The organism is Butyrivibrio sp. LB2008, from assembly GCF_000621565.1.
In the GTDB taxonomy this organism is placed as follows: domain Bacteria; phylum Bacillota; class Clostridia; order Lachnospirales; family Lachnospiraceae; genus Butyrivibrio.
On the sequence record NZ_JHXZ01000013.1, the window covers coordinates 125,293 to 145,143 of the forward strand.

Here is a 19,851-nt window from a genome sequence, read left to right on the forward strand (position 1 = left end):
TTTATTATATGTAGTATATTTTTTATATCAAGTACGCAGTTTAAATTTATCTGGTAAGGAAAAGTATACTATGAGAAAAATAGCCGATCACGAGCCTTTATGTGAAGATATCGCAGGAAAAGGTTGTGGATTAAAAAAAGTAATAGATACCGTTGGCGGCAAGTGGAAAATAATGATACTATGCGTCATCGATAAAAATGAAGTTGTCAGATACGGCGAACTGAGCCGCTCTGTTAACGGCATCACCAATACAATGCTCGCCAATTCGCTAAAAGAGCTGGAAGCAGACGGACTTGTTGAGAGAAAGCAGTATGATGAAATGCCCGTAAGAGTTGAATATAATCTTACAGAAAAAACAAAAAGCCTCATCCCAATTCTTCTCCAATTAAAGAAGTGGGGCGAGGACAATCTGTGACTTATTTTTTACTTATAACATTTAACCTACAATCCTGACTCCGAAAGGACACAGAGCAAGTCTTGCGATCTTAAAGAACTGTTTTCCGAAAGGAATTCCCACGATCGTGATGCACAAAATACATCCGATCACAAAGTTAGCAACTGCAAGCTCCCATCCTGATGCCAGAAGCCAGATAACATTTAAAAGAAATGATGCTGCATTTCCTTCATCCACGATTCTTTTACCAAAAGGGTTAAGTGACATTGATGCCATCTTAAAGCACTGAACACCAACCGGTATTCCTATCAAAGTAATGCACCAAAGAAGCCCTGTCAGGAGCCATCCGATTGCACTAAGCAAACCTCCGCAAATAATCCATATAAGATTCCCTAAAAAATTCATGTCGTTCCTTTCCGTTTCAAAAAAATATCAGAATCAGTATCCCGGCCACAATTCCCATTATTCCATATCCGGGATCATACGCTAGCTTTTTTAAATCAGCATATTCAGCAGGTATGCAGAATTTATGATCAGAGCTGCAAACCAATATATCCATTTTGTCACCAATTTTATATTTTGGCTTTTTAGTATAATATGGTATGTCAACTTGAGATTTTGCCGTATACCACCAATGCTCAATCTTATATCGGTACGTGGGATATATATGTTTATTTCTTGAGTCATTATGAATCTCAATATCTATAATAACAGCAGAAACCCTGATAGAACATTTTTTTATCAAATATAAATAGCGCGCCAAAAAAGCCAATCCGCTCATAATAAATATAATAGAAAAAATTACTTTCATAAACTAACCAAAAAATCTTTAATCCATGCCTTCTTTAATCATGTCGATCAACAGCTCATCGGCAGGGAGCCAATCAACGTTGCCAAGTTGTTCCTTTGTGAGCCACATTGCAGCTTCATGTTCGTTGAGAACCAGATTCCCTTTCAGAATATCTGACCAGAAACAATCCATTGAAAGGTGAAATGTTGGATAATCATATTCTATGGTATCTATTAACTCTCCTACACTTATTTCAGTATCAAGTTCCTCACGAATTTCCCTCTTTAGTGCTTCCTGAGGAGTTTCACCTTCTTCAATCTTTCCTCCGGGAAATTCCCATCCGTCCTTATATTCCCCATATCCCCTCTGGGTTGCAAATATTATTGGGCGACCGTCTTCATTTTCTGCTTTTATTACTGCCGCAACTACGCGTATGTTTTTCATTTCTGCTCCCTTCAACTAATTTGCTAAATACTCGTACAAATCTTCTCTAACAGCATGTTTCAATTGTAAATGAAAATTCATTATAGGTAAAACATCACCATCATCATTTTTGATATTAGTCTGTTGCCAAAATACAGGTGTTACTTCTCCCATATAGTAAAAGTCTGCACCTTCATCATCACTTTTCTTTATGAATAAGAATAACTTTTCCCCATTTTCATTTGCATGAATAATCTGCTGAGTTTCCTTACTATCCATGGACACTCTGCTTCGAGTCATCCAATTAAACAACTGCTCATTTATAAAATGATCGGGATAATTCGTAGAACTTGATATATCTTCATTTTTATTATATGTAACAAAAATCGGGCAGGTACCATATTTATATCTGTAACCGTAAACAGTGGAACTGTCATCTTTTTCCCAATTCAAGATTCTGCATACGTCTTTTCTTGAGTATTTCCTGTAAAGAACCAGATTATTATCATCTGCGTCCTTGTAATTATCTTTATATCTAAGTAATCCAAATTCAATTGTTTCTTTTAGTTGCTTTTCAAATTGTTTATTTAAAAGAGCTTGTGCATATGCGTTTGCTCTTTTAACCCTTCTCTCCTTTGCTGCTTCTTCATCAATCCACTGTACAAGTTCATACTTGCTTTTATCCGCTTTTGAATTTAACCATGCTAAGCTAACTATGTTCATTGCAGAATCATAGTCTTCTTCTCTATATGTTCCTCCGACAGCTTCCAATGCAGCTTTGAACCTGACACTATCAATAACACCCTGATCTGCTTTTTCTTCAATCAATGACTTAAGAATAAGCAACTCATGAGGTCGCTTTCCATTCATGAGAAACTGGGAAACAAAAGCCAGCATCTCTTCTTGTTCTTTAGAAAAAAGAGCTTTGTAATATGGTTCGATCCTTTTTAAAAATGAGTGATATGACTCTTTCGTATACTCAATAAACAACATCGGATCAATTTCACCATAATTATAAAAATCTATGATTGATGGTATTCTTCCCAATCTGTCTTTTAACAACTCATATTTTTCCTTAAGCATCGCGAGGCGTAAAGTAGACTTATCGATAGACTCAAAAATTTTTTGCTTACTCACCTCATCAAAGTGCACTGTAGATGCACCCGGAATGATCCTTCCGCCTTCCATAACATATCTGCGAATATTATCTTTGTTGTACGTTCTGTCACCTGACAAAGCTATGGGAATCATGAAGTTGTTATTATAATTACCGATAAAATCCAGTATTACCGTAAATTCTTTTCCATCAGCCTTACGAAGTCCTCTGCCAAGCTGCTGGATAAACACTATGGGAGACTGTGTAGGTCTGAGCATTATAACCTGATTAACTTCTACAATATCCACACCTTCATTAAGGATTTCCACAGATAAAATATAATCGAGCGGGCCGTTATTGTTTGTGTATGAGATATCTTCATTTTCAAACATCGCCAATCTTTCAAAAGCTTCTTCTCGCTCTGATTCCGATGCACTTCCGTTAAGCGCGATTGTTCTGTAGTACTTACCGGTAGCGGGATTGATGGTATGATTCATCTTCTCGGAAAGAGCCTCGGACTCATTTATTGAACTACAGAATATTAACCCCTTTACTCTATCTCCGCTATATCCGTAGTAATTAGCCTGCTCCACAATATGCTTAACTCGCTCATCGCAGGTCAATACAGAAAAATCGCGATTCTTGTCATCACCGATTATGGAAATATCAGTTATACCAAAATAGTGAAACGGGCACAACAAATTTTCTTCCATAGCCTGCTGTAATCTAATCTCGTAAGCAATCTGATGATCAAACAGCTCATATACATTGCGTCCCTCAATATTATCATCACGTTTATCGGGGGTAGCGGTCATTCCAAGCCATAATTTAGGTGTGAAGTGATTCATGATCTTCTGATATGTTGCCGAAGGAACATGATGCGCCTCATCAAGACAAATCGCATCAAAATGATCCGGAGAATATTTAAGCAGATGCTCATCCCTATTTAGAGTCTGCACTGTCGCGAATATGAAATCCGCATCATACTCACTGTATCCTGCTCCGACAAGTCCCATAGTTACAGACTTTCCAAACACCTTCTCATATGATTTCTTGGTCTGTCTGGCAAGCTGGCCTCTGTGCACAAGAAAAAGAACTCGCTTATATCCAAGTTCTCGCATAGCAAATGCTGAAGCATATGTTTTTCCCGTTCCTGTAGCAGATATAAGAAGCGCTCTGTTCTTTCCCAAACCGATTATTTTTCGCAGACTTGATATAAATCCAACCTGCATACTGTTTGGTTGTAATCTATATTTTTCAATTGAAACAAGATCTTCTTTTTTGGCACTTTCTCGCTGATGCCTTATTATCTGATACTTCTGCTTATATTCTTCAATGAAATCATCAAAGTCTATCGCATACGGAGACTCCCAGAGCCGCTCAAATTCTTCAATTATCTGCTTTGATACTTCTCCGTTTATTGTTGAAACAATCTTTGTATTCCATTCATAGTTCTGTTTCAGCGCTCCACCTGTCATATTGGAGCTTCCGATTATTATTCTGTATATTTCTTCATTTCGAAAAATATATCCCTTCGTATGAAAGCCCTCACCGGAACTTTCAGAATCAAATATTTTTAAAGTTATATTCGTAAGTGAATTTAATTTTTCCAGCGCCTTAGGCTCACTGAAGTTCAAATAATTAGTTGTAAGGATTTCTCCTTTAATCCCTTTTTTCTCCAATTCCTTGAGCGTTTGCAAAAGAGGCGTTATTCCGCCAAGTGTGATGAAAGCCACGCTGATTCTGAATTCATCGCATCGCAATAGCTCATCCTCTATGGATGAGAGAACTTTTTTCCCTTCTTTGTAGTTATTTGAAATAAACTGAGGCCTATACTTCTCGCTTGAAACTACTGTGCCATCTATATATGCCGTTTCAAAACCGTTTCTGAGTTCTTCAATTGAATTTCCCATAATACCGCCTCTTCTCCCTTTCGCCAAAAGTCGTGAAAATAGCCTTAATTCAAGTATAGTTGCATATAAATGTGCGATCAAATGTTTTTTCTATGCATTCTTGAACATGAAGTTCAAGAATGCATCAACCAAGCCAATTAAAATCGACTTCGTCGATAGGGCTTGGTTGACTCCTGAATCACATTCTCACGAAATCCGCAGCAAGTGCGGATTTCTGTAATTTCATTTAAGATGTCATACATTACAAAATGCACCTAGGACGCTGCTCTCTCCTTCAGCATCCAAGGTGCATTTTTCAAATAATCTATATAATAAATCCCTTACTTTGCTACTCTACCCTCTGCCTTACCGTATTCATTGTAATGCTTCAAAAGCTTATCTCCGTCTGCGCCTATTGCAGTCTGGAGATCCACGTTATTGATGTAATAAGCATATGCGTTAAACTCTTCCGTATTTCCTTTATATGTCTTGAGCGCTTCGACTGACGCATTTGTTGTATTTGCCTGTGCCGCAGGCGCCGCACTTGCTGAGTTAAGCTTAGGCGGATTACATTTTTTGCAAGGTTCATACCCCTTATCAACCGCGTTCTGCAAAGTTGTTTCTATCTTACTTTGCCCTAAACTTTGACAGCCGTCCGAATGATATTTCTTACCAGTCTTAGTGGTATATACAGTAGTATTGCCATTTGTAGTTGCTGTAGATTTAGCTACATTTGCAGGTGCTGCTGCCACATTTGTCGTAGCTGCAGGTTCTGAGCTTGCTGTATCAAGCTTAGGTGGATTGCACTTTTTGCAAGGTTCATACCCATTATCAACCGCACTCTGAAGCGTTTTTTCTATCTTGCTCTTACTAAGACTGCTGCAACCAGCATTATGATATTTCTTTCCCGTCTTAGTAACATACACTATAGTATCACCACTAGCAGCGTTGATCTTAACATCTCCCGTGATGAACGTTCCTACAACCACAAGAAAAGCTGTGATCACAGCGAGGTTTCTTTTCACAAACATCTTCATTGGCAATACCTCTCTTTCAAAAATAATGTAATTGCAATTATAATCACCTAATCTCACGAATGAAACAAACTCAGAATAAAAAGAACATAAAATAAAAATCTTAAATAATAAAAAAAGCCTTACCGCCTTTTGTTACTCGTGTATGAATATTTGTTAACAATAAATAAAAGTTTTTATTCGATAATATCGTAAAATATGGTATAGTAATTATATTAGGGGAGAAAATTTATGCTGTTTGTTATTAAGTAAGTAACATCTGCATTATAGTGATTGTTTTACAAAATAGGAGGAATCAAAATGTTTGTAATTTATGGAAGGAAAGCGTTTAGGAAGGATCTCGGATATACCCATAAGGTATATCATTGTCCCAACTGCAATAACAATAAACAGTATTTGGTCATGAGAAACAGGAAATTCTTCACCTTATATTGGATTCCAATAATTCCTTACTCATCTAAATATTATGTAACTTGCCCTGTCTGCGGCGCCGGATATGAAGTGAAAAAGGCTGATGCTTTGGGTAGTATGCAACCGGAACAGGTCGTTGTGGAAGCACAGCCAAATACAACTTACCTGAACGGAACTCCTTATGATTCCAACAACTCAAACTTTAATTAAATAAGACATATAATAAAAAGCACTCCGGACGCTGTTTCTATTACAGCATCTGAAGTGCATTTTTCATTTTTTATTATCCCTCTTTTACTTCAGATAGAGGGAAAGGTATAACATTAGCCGGTTCATGCTGATGCGCAATCCAAAGCGTTAATTTTTGTTGCATGTTCATCCAGCTCTCTGCAGATGTTCCGGTTGCTTTACTTATTCTCAATGCCATCTCAGGGCTTAAAGATGCTTTCTCATTTACAAACTCCGATAGAGCTTTTCTGCTCACCCCAAGCATTCTAGCCGCATCAGTAACTGTTAAATTTAAAGGTTTCATTACATCTTCTAAAAACACATTTCCCGGATGTGTAGGTTTTCTAATCATACATCTTTCCTCCTTTTTGTACTAGCAAAAATCACATTGAACATCCCATTTATCAAGCTTTTTACTATAGAAGAAATAAAAGCTTCCACTATCTACTATATTTAGCCCCGCTTTATCATCAGATGAAATCTGGAATATAAATTCATAGTCATCATCCCATCTGCCGGGTTGGATGTATGCAGGATAACCGCCTACTTTATGCATCGGATAAATTTCAGTATGAATATCTTCATAATAATCAATATCTTCTTTATTCTCTAATTCAATAATAGCCGCCTCAATATCCGGATCCATCCCACCATCCCACATTGGGAAATCATTATCAATCAACTGAGGTTCCAGAGGAAATGCTTTCATATACTCATTTTTCAAATCACATAATTCCAAACCTTCTATGGAATTATATGTCTTCACACTGAAATAGCCTTCCATATCTATTAAATGATCAAGTATGTTCGGTGATATAAAAACATTACATAGTACGATACCTTCTATCTCATTCGGTATATATTCCATATATCCGGTAAAAAGAGAGGCTAATGGCAACATTTCAGTTCCATCAATATCCTTAGGAATTTCATCCACTGTTTTTTTCCACTTTACCGCGCCTATCCAGCTTTCCCCAATTTCATTTGTAGGTTTAAAACCACCTGTCTCAAAAATTACTGCTTTTCTTTGCAGAATTCCTTTTATCTCATCAATAGTCATGTAAACTCTTTCCTCCTCCCTCAATGATAATCCTTATAATCCACAAATTAAACATCCTATTCTCCACAAAAAATGCACCTGGGCAGCTGCTCTCTCCTTCAGCATCCAAGGTGCATTTTTCACGTATACATTTTCACTCTCTTACCTTGCTATTCTCTCCTCTATAGCAATTCTCTCCTCTTCTTTGCCCTGTTTGAGGTAATGCTCAAGAAGCGCATCGCCGTCCGGTCCCACTTCAATCCATAGGTCAATGTTTTTGATGTAGTAAATATATGCGTTGAAATCTTTTGTATTGCCTTCGTATGTCTTGAGTGCTTCGATGGCTTCTTCACGTTCGCAATCCAGCGAGATCGTGTCAAGCGCTACGGACTGGCAGATATTGCAAGGCTTATATCCGCTATCTATTGCCTCCTGAAGCGTCAGCGTCGTGTAGCCCTTCCTAAGAGTTCCGCAATTTGCGCCATGATAACGATCACCTGATTTAGTAACGTACACCATTGTGTCACCGCTTGCTCCTGCTGCATTTATCTTTATTTCGCCTGTCAAAAAAGATTCAACAACCATAAGCAAAACTGTGCTCACAACAAATATTCTTTTAAGCGCCTCCTTCATTTCGAAACTCCTTCTCTTCTCCGCGAGGTAGAAAAAATGCACCCCAAATGCAGCTCTCTCCATCAGCATTTGCAATGCATTTTTCCCTAACTCTTTCCTTTTTGCGTTATACCTCCGCCTTACCCTTTTTTATATATACAGGCGGCCCATCCATTCTCGCGTGCGGCACAGGTCGTCCCTTCGATCCACTGCATGCCGAAGCGTTACTCGGATTTTGTAATTGCAATTATATATGCTCGTAATCGCGAATGAAACAAACTCGCAATAAAAAGAATATAAATAAAAAAAGGAAGAGAATAAAAATTTTGGATATTATTTTAAATTTCCATATGGTCGTTTCATTGATTCAGCGCAACGCAGAAACCATTGATCTGTGCCTCTTTCTCCGCGCTTGCCGATGCTTTGGGATCTACAAATATTGACGTAGCCTCAAATCCCGGTATCTCCAAGAACTTTGCAAGTTTATTGATAGCTTTTTCTCCGCCGGATCCGGCCATGCAGGCGTATGCGGAAAATCTTTTACCCGCAAGCGCTTTTCTGTTATCTTCTATGAATGTACGAATAGGAGGCGTGAAAGTTCCCGCCCACACGGGGAATCCGAAAATAATGCGGTCATACTTTGATAAATCGACATTGTAATCTTCAAGCTCAGGTTTCTCCGCCATGAGCGCACTCTTTCCGCCCCAGAAGAACTTTGCAAAGCCTTTGTCACTGTAGGCTTTCTTGGGAACAAGGCGAAGTGTATCGGCATCTACCTTTTCTTTTACCTTATCTGCAACGTACTGCGTGTTTCCTTCCAATGAGTAGTAAACTATCAGTGTTTTCATGCATTCTCCCTCTCTCTTCGATTGTATTGTCATTAAGTGAACAAATTCTCCATACACACTTCTTTTCCAATATAATTACTGTACATATTCTTTTTCACACCATATGTAGTAATCATGGTAATTATAATTGTATTAGTGTTTTTGGTAGCTTTTCTGAATACCTCGACCTTGTTCTTTAGCGCAAGGTCGTACGTTTTATCTATCTCATATTCGCGCCCTGCAAACTTTATCTCACACAGGTTTATTACCCTGTCACGTCTTTCTATGATCAAATCAATCTGTGCTCCGTTTTCGTCATCATCGCCTTGTTTATTCCACGTTGATACCTCTGTAAGAACACCCGATATTCCCAGAGTTTGCTTTATCTGATTAATATGATCTTTGCAAACCTGCTCATAAGTTAGCCCCGACCATGCGCGCCTTGCAGGATTGTCGTTCATATTACTCCAAAAATGCTCATCTTTGCCGTAATTATCCCGAATAAATTTAAAATAAAACAGCGAGTAATAGTCCGACAGCTGATAACGCATTCCTCGTTTTTTATTTCCATATGTCTTGTTTACTCTTATAAAGCCGCATTTCTCCAGATTCGACAACATCTTTGTCAACATGCCATTTGAAGGCAATCCTGTTTTCTTAACCAGTTCTTCTCTGGTAAGGCCACTTCTCTTCTCACTTAATGCTGCTGCAACTTTTATATACTGCTCACTATTAGAAAACAGCGTATGGTACAGATGTTCAAATTCATTCCATAACTCCGCTCTTTTCCCAAAGAATATGTCATCAATATTTTCATTTAAAGTCTTTTCACTGTCTAAAAGCCTTAAGTAGAACGGGATACCTCCCATGATCATATAAACCTGCACAATATCATATCTTGACCAAAAGATATTTCGAGAATTAAGATACATCTCCGTATGCCTAAGATCAAAGGGTTCCAAGAACAACCTGCAAGTTTGCCTATTAAATAAGCCACCTTTATTCTCATCTAATTTTTCAACCATCCAAGATGTTGCCGAACCACATACAATAAATACCAAATTCTTTCTGGTCGATCCCCAGGAATTCCAGAACCATTCAAATGCATTCAAAAATCCGGAGTTAATCTTATCCATCCATGGAAGCTCATCAAAGAAAACCACTTGCTTCTTCTTTGCATCTAAGGACTCAAGGTAATTTCTAAGCGCAAAAAAAGCCTCTGTCCAATCTTTTGGATCATCATACTTTTTATGCGACGTATTATTCAATTCCAGAATAAAGTTCTTTAACTGTTCTTGATTCTTTTGATTCTCTGAACCTGTAAACTTAAACGCAAAGGAATTGTCATAGTACTCATTTATAAGGAAAGTTTTTCCAACTCTTCTTCTGCCGTATACTACTATCAATTGTGCTTCTTTTTCAGACATCGCTCTGTCCAAGCGCTTTATCTCATTTTCACGTCCTATAAGATTTTCCATAGCGTCCTCCTGAACGACTTTTGTCTTTATCTATAATTTTAATGAGGATAAAGATAAAAGTCAATCCGACTTTTGTCTTTATCTCTGTTTTTTATAAACATAAAGACAAAAGTCACAGTCTAAAAACTTATAATTCTATTGACGTGAAAAAGTATTAGAATTTATTATGATAAATGCAATGCTATATTTAAGGAGAGTACCAAAATGAGACCAACACACACAGAAAAAGAAAATGCAATGAGGGAAAAGATAATTCCTGAATTATATGCAAACGAATACAATAAATTTATAGGTTTTGAGATATTGGAATTAAGCTCAACTTACAGTAAAGCCAGAATTAAAGCTGATTCCAGATTACATAACACTTACGGAAGTATTCACGGCGGAGCACTTCTTTCATTTGTTGATGCAATGGCAGGAGCAACAGGAAGCATGAGCGGACATTATGTTACTACCGTTTCAGCGAATCTGAACTTCTTACTTCCCGCAGTAAACACTGAGTATATCTACTGCGAATGCATGAAGCTTAAGACAGGTAAGCACATCCTTGTATTTGACATCAGAGTAACCGATGATAACGGAAATCTTTTGGACAGCGGAGAGTTCTCATTCTTTGCCAGCAAAGTTCCGGTACTTGGAGACAATCTTAAATTCAGCTAAAATATAGACCACGAATTAAGGGACAGCTATCCTAATGAATAGCTGTCCCTTTCTTTAATTAGAAGCCTTAAAGTTATATATCGGCTTCATCACATCAATTATCTCAACCGACTCTTTTATCACATCGATGATATCATCAAGTGACTTGTATGCCATGGGCGCCTCGTCGATGGTAGCCTCGCAGACTGATGAAGTATATATTCCCTTCATCGCCTCTTTGTACTCATCCATCGAGAGATTATTCTTTGCCGCAGATCTTGATAAGATTCTTCCCGCGCCGTGAGGTGCAGAGTAATTCCACTCAGGATTGCCCTTTCCCACAGCAAGAACCGAACCGTCTCTCATATTGATGGGAATGAGAACTTTCTCACCCTCATGTGCGGCAATTGAGCCTTTTCTAAGGATCATCTCCTCAGTGTCAATGTAATTATGTATTGTATGAAAGGACTCTCCTGCAGAAAGACCTGTTTTTTCCAAAAGAATCTCTGCCATCTTCTCGCGGTTTCTCCTTGCAAATCTCTGGCATATCTCAACATCGTGAAGGTAGTCCTCAAGATACTTGCCTGACAAGTAGCACAGATCCTCGGGCATTGTCAGTGCGCCCTCGTGATACTTCTCTTTATAAAGCTCTTTAAGTGCCGCCTGGATCTCTTTACGTCTTCCCTGCTCTTTGTATGTTCTGATGAGTTCCTCTCTTGCCTCAAGATACTCCCCTATTCCCTTGTCAAGGTCGACTGCAAGAGTCTGATAGAGCTCTGCCACCTGTTTTCCAAGGTTTCTTGATCCTGAGTGGATGATGAGGTACTGTGTGCCATCGGCAGCTCTGTCTATCTCAATGAAGTGATTTCCGCCGCCGAGTGTTCCAAGCGATCTCTCAAGTCTTTTTGTCTCCCTGAGCTGTCTGTAGCAGATAAGCTCTGTAAGATCGAATCTCTCAACTCTCCCCTCCCAGACTTCTCTTCCGGAAGGGATTGAAAATGCCGCCATATCGAACTTCTCAAGATCGATATCCTGCTTTCCGAGGTTAACCGTATACATTCCGCAGCCGATATCCACACCTACAACGTTGGGAACCGCCTTGTCTGTGATCGTCATTGTAGTTCCGATCGTGCAACCTTTTCCCGCATGGACATCAGGCATTATCCTGATCCTCGATCCCGCTGTCATGGGATAGTCGCACATTCTTCTGATCTGCTCTATAGCCTCATCCTCAACAACCTTTGCATAGCAAATGGCTGTATTAACTTTTCCTTTTATCTCAATTGTATTCATTTCTCTTTCCTTTCAATCCCGAACCGGAAGCTTCATTCTTCCGGTCCTTCGTCTCATGTTATGCAACAATCCTCTCATAGCGTTTTGATGAAAGGACGCTCATCATAAATTTATACGGTTCAAAGTTTCCATCTTTTAACATTGAAAAAATTTGCGGATTGCAGCCTGACACAAGTGCCACGCCCTGCTCGTTCATCTCAACTGGTTGCTGGGTGTTGCGGCTGTTCACATTCCAGAAGACTATCTGAGGAAGCTTAAACCCACGTCTCTCAAATTCTGCTTTGGCATTCTCAAAATTAGTCATACCGGAATTTTTCGCGCACATATCAAATTCCATATCGGAGATTATATACAATTTCTCAGGCATGTCCGACTGTTTAAGATTGTTGCGAACCGCAGTATTCAATATAAGCATAAATGTCTTTTCCAGATCAGTATTGCTGCACTCATTGAATCCCATGCAATAACGAACTTTCTCAACAATGTCTCTTCCTTTTATCTCCACAAGTCTCGGTCTGTTCGAAAATGTAATGAAGTGGTTATGAAAAGCACCTGTATTTTTCTCCGCAAAGTATATACCAAGCGACTGCGCAACCGCTGCAGGACTTGTATTTATTCCCCAGTACATCGAGCTCGAGCCGTCAACCACGACCAGAGAATTCTCTGAGCCTGCGTAGTTTTCAAGTGCGTTCCATGTTGCATCCATCGCGCTTCTTTCATCCTCGGTGATCTCTGCTCTTTTTATAACAGGGGCTATCACGTCATAAGGTGTGAGCGTTCCGGTGTGCATGACAGTCGGATTCTCTTTTGCCTTTTGGATAAAAGAGCGGTATCTTTCACCGTCATTTCTTATAAATGCTCTTCTGTACTTGTAGAGCGCTTTTGATGCCTGTTTCTCGTAGTCAAAAGAATAATCTTTTTCGCGAAGGTTATTCTCAATGATCTTGATCTGTGCTCTGAGTGCAGATAACGCTTTGCGATACTCGGAGTCTGTCATCTTCATTGCTCTTGCTATCTTCTTTGCATTTCTGACTGTATCGCGGTTGCTTGCATTTATAGAAGGAAGCCATTTGGCAAGAAGTGATACTTTAGCATCTTCGCCGTCCTGCGCAAGTGCTTCCATATCTGCTCTGAGAGTCTTTTCGATATAATCGGAAGCTTCTTTTTCAACGGGTGTATCCATAAGTGCGAGAAGGTCATCGTATCTGCCGTACTCAGCGATATTTTCTATATTCTTTCTTACAGACAAAGGCTCGTTTACCGCGAGGTACTTAAGTATCACCTTGAATACTCTTCTCTCACCAAGTCCGCCTCTTATATCTCTTGCAAAAAAGAGCATCTTCATCGCAAGTTCTGCATTCTCTGCATAAGCCTTTACGAATCGGTTTATGATATCTTCATCTGAAGCGTTCCTGAGAGCACCTATTGTCGCAAAGAGATCAAGGCACTCCGATCTGGTTGAAACGTATGTATTTGCGCCGTTTTCTGTATATGTTCTATTTGATTCTCTCTTTAAAAATTTTAACATCATTGTATTCTCTCTCCTATTAAAACCGTTCAAGCTTCAGCAAGGTGCAGCCGGGTTAGTGCCCGGCTCACTATCCTGCAATGCAGGACACGTTTGACAGACGTGGACTAATTTAATTGCTGTATGCACCTTTTTCTTTAAGCTCTTTCAAGACACACTTCCTATTCGGAAGGGGTGGGATTCGAACCCACAAAGCCGGACTATGAATCCGGTGCTTGCCATCTAGCTACCAATGATTGCTGTATGTGTCTTTCGCTTTGTTGTGATTACATCATAGCGCAGAAAAATGGAGATAAAAAGATGCAAGTTGACGCGCTTTTACAACCCCAATATAATATGTATATAACTTAGAATTACGTGATATTTTATAGAAATCGTAACCCCAAATAAGAGGTATAATATGACAGAGAAATACAAAATATATCTTTCCGAAGAAACCAGATTAAGACTTATAAACGACGCCGAGCTCTTTGAATTCACCAAGAAGGATGAATCCGTCAATCTCAACGCTTTCTTAAAGACGCTCATCGTGAATTACTTTGACAGGTACAGACGCGACAGCGAAGCCCTTCTTGATAACATAATGAAAGACCTGACAGGCCTTACATCAATATCAAACAAAGCCGCCTCTGCCCTTGCGGACAAGATCATAAGTACATATATAAAAGCCGACAACTCGCAGTCAGGCAAGAACTCTGCCCTCACGCTTACCGTCAGCGGCGCTTCTTATGAAATACTAAAGATAATAGAACTCAATATGCTTAAAGACACTTCGCTCTCACAGTACCTCAAAGATATGTTCAATTCATATCTTTCGATCCCGCGAAACGAAAGAGAGACAATTATTTTTAAAGATACATATGAAGACATCAACAAAGCACTTGAAGCTCACAAAGTACTCACGTTCGCATCAACTTATTCGGAACGCAAATATGCTTTTGCCGTTGAACCATATATGATTGCACCTTCAAAAGAGGAACAGTGCAATTACCTGCTCTGCAGGGACATCAACACCCGTACTCCCAGAACTTTCAGGATATCCAGGATGCGAAATGTGTTCATAACATCCGATGAATTTAATATCGATGAAGAATTGGAAAAAGAACTCCGAGAAAAAGCCACACGTACTCCTCATTCAGTATCGCCAAATGTACAGGCCGTTGTGCGCCTTAGCCAAAGCGGAACAAGACTGTTTAAAGTCATAACAAAAAACAGGCCAATCGCATCGAAAATAGAAGGTAATCTCTATTACTTCGACTGGCCTGCATTACAGCTTGAAGAATATTTTAGACGATTCGGAAGGGACGCTGTTGTCATAAAACCTGCTTCCCTCAAAGAAAAAATACGCAAATACTATTACTATGCCTTTAAAGAATACAATAAGTAACAAAGCTCATCTTGTGACATTATTTATAGCTTCGCAGCACATCAAGCCCGAGTAAAAGAGCTTTCTCATGCGAATCTATACCGAAATCTCTGCTGTCATATTCGTGAACGTTAGCAAGAGAATCTGCGGTGAACAGGAACTGTCCGAATTTCGCACCTCTTTTCCTACTACATGCTGCAAGAGCTGCGCACTCCATCTCAACTACAGAGCAGCCCTCTTCCAGGCGGTAATTTACCATATCTTTTGTCTCCCTGAAAAATCCGTCAGTTGTCCAGGTGGTACATTTTACAACAGGAAGATTATGGGCTTTGAAACAATTCTCAATAACGGATACAGGCTCTTCATCAAGCTCTATATATCTTGAAGCAGGCAGATAATGATATGATGTTCCTTCATCTCTCAGCGCTTTCGTAGGAATCATAAAAGCATTCTCGGGAATATCGGCCAGTACACCGCATGAACCTACTGCGATGATTTTTTTGCATCCACAGCTGATAAGGAAATCCAAAAAAGCTGTTGCGGCAGGTGCTCCGATTGTGGGCTGAACAAGGCATATATCCTCTTTTTCCTCATGAAGGACATAGACATTCACGGTATGTGAAACAGTGATGTACTTCTCTGCAATCTCATCGTTATGCTCCGCGGCATATCTGTCTACCACATCTCCCAGAAAAGCAACCAGACATTTCTCCGGTAGTTTGAGCCTGCCACTGTCGTGGTTGGGTGTGATCACTTCCCTCGAATGATCATCATACTCCAGTATCGGTATCTCATTTTTAATTATCATAATCTCTTCCTTTTTAACGTTATTTTGTAGAAAATATTTATGTATAATTATAACCGCTTACACCGTACGTGCAAATAACTTGTTTTTCCGTAGCTATATAAATTAAAAATCAATTAAATATTTATAAATATACGTTTTTCAGACTCTTTTCGTTGTAAAATCTTAATTGACCCCTTTATCGGGATAATTTCTTTTTTTCCGTAAAAACAGTTTTTTCATGAGTTCTTCATGGAGGTGCTTATGGCGGCAAATTCTAAGGTTAACATCAAAAAGCAAAGCAATGAGATCAGTTTTAAAGACAGTATCAAGACAAAACTGATTGCCATCTTACTTGCAGTTGCGGCAATCCCTCTAATCATCGCAGTAATCGTAAGCTACAAGACATCTACAGGAAAAGCAAAGGATGATGCTTTGAAACTTCTTAATTCAGATGCGAAAGTAGTTGCCGGTCAATTCTCAACAATTGTCCAGCAAAATCTCATCGCGCTTCAAACCTGCGCTTCCGCGCAAAGCACCATAGATTATCTAAAGACCTTTAATCAGAGCGGTGCAGATAAGAAAAGAGAACTGATTCTGGCGCAGATGGATCAGATCAACACAAATATTAATGACGGAAACCTCAACTGTATTCTGTCTATCGAGAGTGGTGATCAGCTCATAAGAACAGACCGCAAAGAATTCACAAACATCGCAGACAGAGAATATTTCCAGGAATGCTGGGCAACAAAAAGTACCGCCGTTTCAAATATCGTCATAAGTAAAGCAGCCGGAAACAGAATCACGATCATTATCGTACCTGTTTTTGACCCTTCAACAGGAGAAATGATAGGAACATTGCAGCGAAGCTTTGACCTGTCTGTACTTCATAATTTCCTTGCAGAGAACGTTAAGAACGGCTATATCGTTGACAAAGCCGGAACCGTTGCTGCTCATTCGCAATTTGAGATATCACCGGAAGATGAGCCCATTGTACATACTGAAGAAGAGTACATGACATCTTCTCTTACAAGCAATACTTTTGATAGCGTGATTGACGGAAAGCTCACCTATACATCATGGGTAAAAGAGCCTGTAACAGGCTTTGTAATCGCTATTTCGGAAACAAATGCCGAGATAATGTCATCTGCAACACGTTCAGCACTCACAGTTATCATCCTTGGAATCATCCTCCTTGCAGTTGCATGCGTGATCTCAATTATGATGGCAAAGAGCTTTACAGACCCGATCGCTGCAGTTAACGAGTCGCTCTTAGCACTTGCCGACGGAAGATTTGTCAAAGTTGAAAAATTTGATGCCAGAAACGATGAGTTCGGCACCATTTCAAAAGCTACAAACTCCGTTATCGGAACCCTCAACGATATAGTCAGTCATATAAAAGAATCTGCTTCGAGCGTAGGAGTTTCATCCGAAGAACTGTCAGATATGGCAAATCAGATCTCCCAAACTGCCGAAGACGTTTCAAATGCAGTTCAGGAAATCGCATCGGGTGCAACGCAGCAGGCTGACGAAATCCAGAGCGCTTCCGATAATGTTACCCTTATCGGCGATGCAGTCAGTGATGTGCAGACATCCACCGGTAACCTTTCAGAGCTTGCCGGCAAGATGAAAGAGGCATCCGAAGTTTCAAGTAAATCGCTGACATCCCTTCAAACCTCTTCTGTTGAGATGACAGCAAAGATAGATGATATCGCCAAGACTATTCAGGCAACTCAGGAAGCGGTTGATAACATAAGTGAAAAAGTTGAAGGAATTACATCCATCGCAACACAGACCAACCTTCTTTCACTCAATGCATCTATTGAGGCCGCAAGAGCCGGTGAAGCCGGAAAAGGATTCGCTGTCGTTGCGGAAGAAATCGGAAAACTTGCCGATGATTCAAAGACAATGGCCGATGATATCATGAAAGAAATGAGCACCCTTCTCGATCAGAGTAAAGCTGCAGTTGCCGCTGCCGAAGATGTAAAGAACGGAAACAACGAGCAGCAGATTGCTATCGGCGAAACTCTCGATGCCGTAAACGGAATGCTCCAGGATATCGGAAGTACCGTCGGCGGAGTAAAAGACATCTCGAATGGCGCAGACACATGTGCTTCATCCAAGAATGCCGTAGTAGATACCATGAGTGCTCTTTCAGCTATTTCTGAAGAAAATGCCGCTTCTTCAGAAGAGACCGGCGCATCCATGCAGGAGCTCTCCGCTACAGTTACTACACTTGCATGCTCAGCCGACAATCTGAAAGATATCGCCGAACAACTCAATGAAGAAATTAAATTCTTTAAATCATAAATCCATCTCAATGCACCATAAAAGGAGACGATCATTCATTACCGATCGTCTCCTTTTCATCAAAACTTATGCAAAATAAGTCTTTAAATCATCGCCAACATCTGATATAATCAATCCACTGCACTTTTTTAACTAAATATTGAATAACAGGGAGATCGGAGGATTTTCCCATTGTCAATAAATGTCAAATTAAAAAAGAAGACTTCCCGCCTGCATTGCGCGCCCACGCAATACAAACGGTCCGTCCTCTTTCGTTTTATGCAATATGCAAGAATATTAAGCGCATCTTCTTGCTCTTGCGTTTACATTTAGTACGATAATGTCCTCCATAGATACTTCAAAAATCATTGCAAGCGCAATAAGGTTATCAATGGTCGGCATTGCTGCACCATGCTGCCATTTGTAGATTGCCTGTGGGGTTGCAAAACCAAATAAGCTCTGCAATTCTTTAACAGTCAATCCTGCTGCCTTTCTTAACCTCGCAATATTTCTCCCTGTAGCCGCCATATCTATGGAAGGCATTGTAATCATCTCGTCCTCCTATTCCGGCATCCTAATAGATAGGAGTTGGTACCCCATTATCGGTGCCTTAGTGTATTAAAAAAAATGAGTATTATTATGTCAATGGATTATGTTTTACAGTTTCTCTGAGTCCATATATGATGTCCTCCAAGTCCGTGTATGTCATAGGTTTCTTTTGTTCAATGTATTTCATTTTCCAACTATGTTTTTTGATATGATCCAAAAGCTTTCCACTACCAAACTCTATTAGAATCAGCACTTTCTCTCTACAAATGGGCCGCTGTTGCGCCCGCTTCCATAATCACTCCACCTGTCTCAATATAATTATGTATAGCACGAAAACTTTTTGTCTGAATTCATTTCCGATATCACTAACCAGCAACCAAGTTGTTTTAACGCCTTTTCTCTTTCATTGTTTCATTCACACGTATCGTCTGACTGACGGCCGATATATATAAAATATACGCACACATCCGATTTAGGTGCAGCCAATTAAGGAACTGATCTACCTGTAAGAAATGTTTGTGGTTCCTTTGGCGCAACCGTTATCGGATCAACGCCGGTTATGATATTCAGTTGTATAGCCTATGTCCTTGGATAATCACATATCCGTCCTGTCTGCATTTTTATCTCGTCTTTGACTATCCTTGAATAACAAAGGCTTTACTATATCTCCTTTCACCTTGATCACTCAATCAACATTCATTGTTCAATATAATTACATTGAACAGTACACGAGGCGGGATTCGAACCCACATGCATCTCTGCGCCTGATATTAAGGTCAGGCCGCGAACCGTCTTCGCGACTCGTGCTTCGCATCCATATCGGAGCGTTTATATAGGGAAGTAAACTTGTAAGGTAGAACAAAGAGTCGCTCGCGACTCTTTGCGCGCCGATGCGCGCAAGCTTTAGCTTGCATAATACTTCTGCGCATCGGTCGCATCCATAGCGGAGCGTTTTTTATTTGATAGGATTTTCCTATCAAATAAAAAACCGCTTGCCTTCATACAAGGCAAGCGGTTTGCTTATCATGATCTATATGCTTTGATTCTTATTATTGAACCTCTGCTGAAATAACATCATCTCGCATCTGCTTTGTCTTATATGAATGCACGAAAGAAAATCCCCACTCGAATCGTTTAACGAATGATGATTTTTTAAAGGCTTTCATATTTTTTTTGCAG

The 19,851-nt window shown here is 39.7% G+C and carries 19 protein-coding genes; 5 read left to right on the top strand and 14 right to left on the bottom strand.

Going from position 1 to position 19,851, the window contains the following annotated elements:
* Positions 1-70 precede the first annotated feature (70 nt).
* Positions 71-415, top strand: a complete 345-nt coding sequence (locus tag T356_RS0103435; RefSeq protein WP_026513294.1) for a winged helix-turn-helix transcriptional regulator — start codon at positions 71-73, stop codon at positions 413-415.
* A 21-nt stretch (positions 416-436) separates the two neighbouring features.
* Here the strand turns inward: T356_RS0103435 and T356_RS0103440 are convergent, their stop codons facing one another.
* The 5 genes from T356_RS0103440 to T356_RS21235 form a co-directional block, all read right to left on the bottom strand.
* A complete protein-coding gene (locus T356_RS0103440) occupies positions 437-799 on the bottom strand; it encodes a YccF domain-containing protein (RefSeq protein WP_026513295.1) in 363 nt (120 codons plus the stop codon).
* 16 nt (positions 800-815) lie between these two features.
* On the bottom strand, positions 816-1,205 hold the full coding sequence (locus T356_RS0103445; RefSeq protein WP_026513296.1) for a hypothetical protein: 390 nt from the start codon (positions 1,203-1,205) through the stop codon (positions 816-818).
* Between the two features lie 18 nt (positions 1,206-1,223).
* Positions 1,224-1,628 (bottom strand): (deoxy)nucleoside triphosphate pyrophosphohydrolase, encoded by a 405-nt coding sequence (locus T356_RS0103450; RefSeq protein WP_026513297.1) that lies wholly within the window; start codon positions 1,626-1,628, stop codon positions 1,224-1,226.
* Between the two features lie 15 nt (positions 1,629-1,643).
* Positions 1,644-4,616, bottom strand: coding sequence for a DUF3427 domain-containing protein (locus T356_RS0103455; protein ID WP_026513298.1), 2,973 nt, complete (start codon positions 4,614-4,616; stop codon positions 1,644-1,646).
* Positions 4,617-4,936: 320 nt separating this feature from the next.
* Positions 4,937-5,632, bottom strand: coding sequence for a hypothetical protein (locus T356_RS21235; RefSeq protein WP_051563117.1), 696 nt, complete (start codon positions 5,630-5,632; stop codon positions 4,937-4,939).
* A 297-nt stretch (positions 5,633-5,929) separates the two neighbouring features.
* On the opposite strand from T356_RS21235, the gene T356_RS20125 reads away from it, so the two are divergent.
* The gene (locus tag T356_RS20125) at positions 5,930-6,250 is read left to right on the top strand and encodes a zinc ribbon domain-containing protein (protein ID WP_051563118.1); all 321 of its coding nucleotides are present in this window, start codon (positions 5,930-5,932) and stop codon (positions 6,248-6,250) included.
* A gap of 73 nt (positions 6,251-6,323) precedes the next feature.
* On the opposite strand, the gene T356_RS0103475 is transcribed toward T356_RS20125, so the two are convergent.
* The 5 genes from T356_RS0103475 to T356_RS0103500 all read right to left on the bottom strand — a co-directional run bounded on the left by T356_RS0103475 (position 6,324) and on the right by T356_RS0103500 (position 10,224).
* Positions 6,324-6,620 carry a HigA family addiction module antitoxin gene (locus tag T356_RS0103475; RefSeq protein WP_026513299.1) on the bottom strand — a complete coding sequence of 99 codons (297 nt, stop codon included), beginning with the start codon at positions 6,618-6,620 and terminating at the stop codon, positions 6,324-6,326.
* 21 nt (positions 6,621-6,641) lie between these two features.
* Entirely contained in the window at positions 6,642-7,328 is a 687-nt protein-coding gene (locus T356_RS0103480; RefSeq protein WP_026513300.1) for a DUF1963 domain-containing protein, read from the bottom strand.
* Between the two features lie 141 nt (positions 7,329-7,469).
* A complete protein-coding gene (locus tag T356_RS18230; protein WP_155838965.1) occupies positions 7,470-7,940 on the bottom strand; it encodes a hypothetical protein in 471 nt (156 codons plus the stop codon).
* 338 nt (positions 7,941-8,278) lie between these two features.
* Positions 8,279-8,767, bottom strand: coding sequence for a flavodoxin family protein (locus T356_RS0103495; protein WP_026513301.1), 489 nt, complete (start codon positions 8,765-8,767; stop codon positions 8,279-8,281).
* A 32-nt stretch (positions 8,768-8,799) separates the two neighbouring features.
* Entirely contained in the window at positions 8,800-10,224 is a 1,425-nt protein-coding gene (locus T356_RS0103500; RefSeq protein WP_026513302.1) for an AAA family ATPase, read from the bottom strand.
* 204 nt (positions 10,225-10,428) lie between these two features.
* On the opposite strand from T356_RS0103500, the gene T356_RS0103505 reads away from it, so the two are divergent.
* Complete coding sequence (locus tag T356_RS0103505) at positions 10,429-10,884, top strand: PaaI family thioesterase (protein ID WP_026513303.1); 456 nt, start codon at positions 10,429-10,431, stop codon at positions 10,882-10,884.
* 54 nt (positions 10,885-10,938) lie between these two features.
* Here T356_RS0103505 and T356_RS0103510 read toward each other — a convergent pair whose 3' ends face one another.
* Together T356_RS0103510 and T356_RS0103515 are read right to left on the bottom strand one after the other, a co-directional pair.
* Complete coding sequence (locus T356_RS0103510; RefSeq protein ID WP_026513304.1) at positions 10,939-12,156, bottom strand: RNA-splicing ligase RtcB; 1,218 nt, start codon at positions 12,154-12,156, stop codon at positions 10,939-10,941.
* A 58-nt stretch (positions 12,157-12,214) separates the two neighbouring features.
* Positions 12,215-13,687: a DUF2828 family protein gene (locus tag T356_RS0103515; RefSeq protein ID WP_026513305.1), complete on the bottom strand. Its 1,473-nt coding sequence runs from the start codon at positions 13,685-13,687 to the stop codon at positions 12,215-12,217.
* A 397-nt stretch (positions 13,688-14,084) separates the two neighbouring features.
* Here T356_RS0103515 and T356_RS0103525 point away from each other — a divergent pair, with 397 nt between their 5' ends.
* Positions 14,085-15,071, top strand: a complete 987-nt coding sequence (locus T356_RS0103525) for a WYL domain-containing protein (protein WP_026513306.1) — start codon at positions 14,085-14,087, stop codon at positions 15,069-15,071.
* Between the two features lie 19 nt (positions 15,072-15,090).
* Here the strand turns inward: T356_RS0103525 and T356_RS0103530 are convergent, their stop codons facing one another.
* Positions 15,091-15,858: a nucleoside phosphorylase gene (locus T356_RS0103530; protein ID WP_026513307.1), complete on the bottom strand. Its 768-nt coding sequence runs from the start codon at positions 15,856-15,858 to the stop codon at positions 15,091-15,093.
* 240 nt (positions 15,859-16,098) lie between these two features.
* Here T356_RS0103530 and T356_RS0103535 point away from each other — a divergent pair, with 240 nt between their 5' ends.
* Positions 16,099-18,144 (top strand): methyl-accepting chemotaxis protein, encoded by a 2,046-nt coding sequence (locus T356_RS0103535; protein WP_026513308.1) that lies wholly within the window; start codon positions 16,099-16,101, stop codon positions 18,142-18,144.
* A 276-nt stretch (positions 18,145-18,420) separates the two neighbouring features.
* On the opposite strand, the gene T356_RS0103540 is transcribed toward T356_RS0103535, so the two are convergent.
* Positions 18,421-18,675, bottom strand: a complete 255-nt coding sequence (locus tag T356_RS0103540; protein WP_026513309.1) for a helix-turn-helix domain-containing protein — start codon at positions 18,673-18,675, stop codon at positions 18,421-18,423.
* Between the last annotated feature and the right edge of the window lie 1,176 nt (positions 18,676-19,851).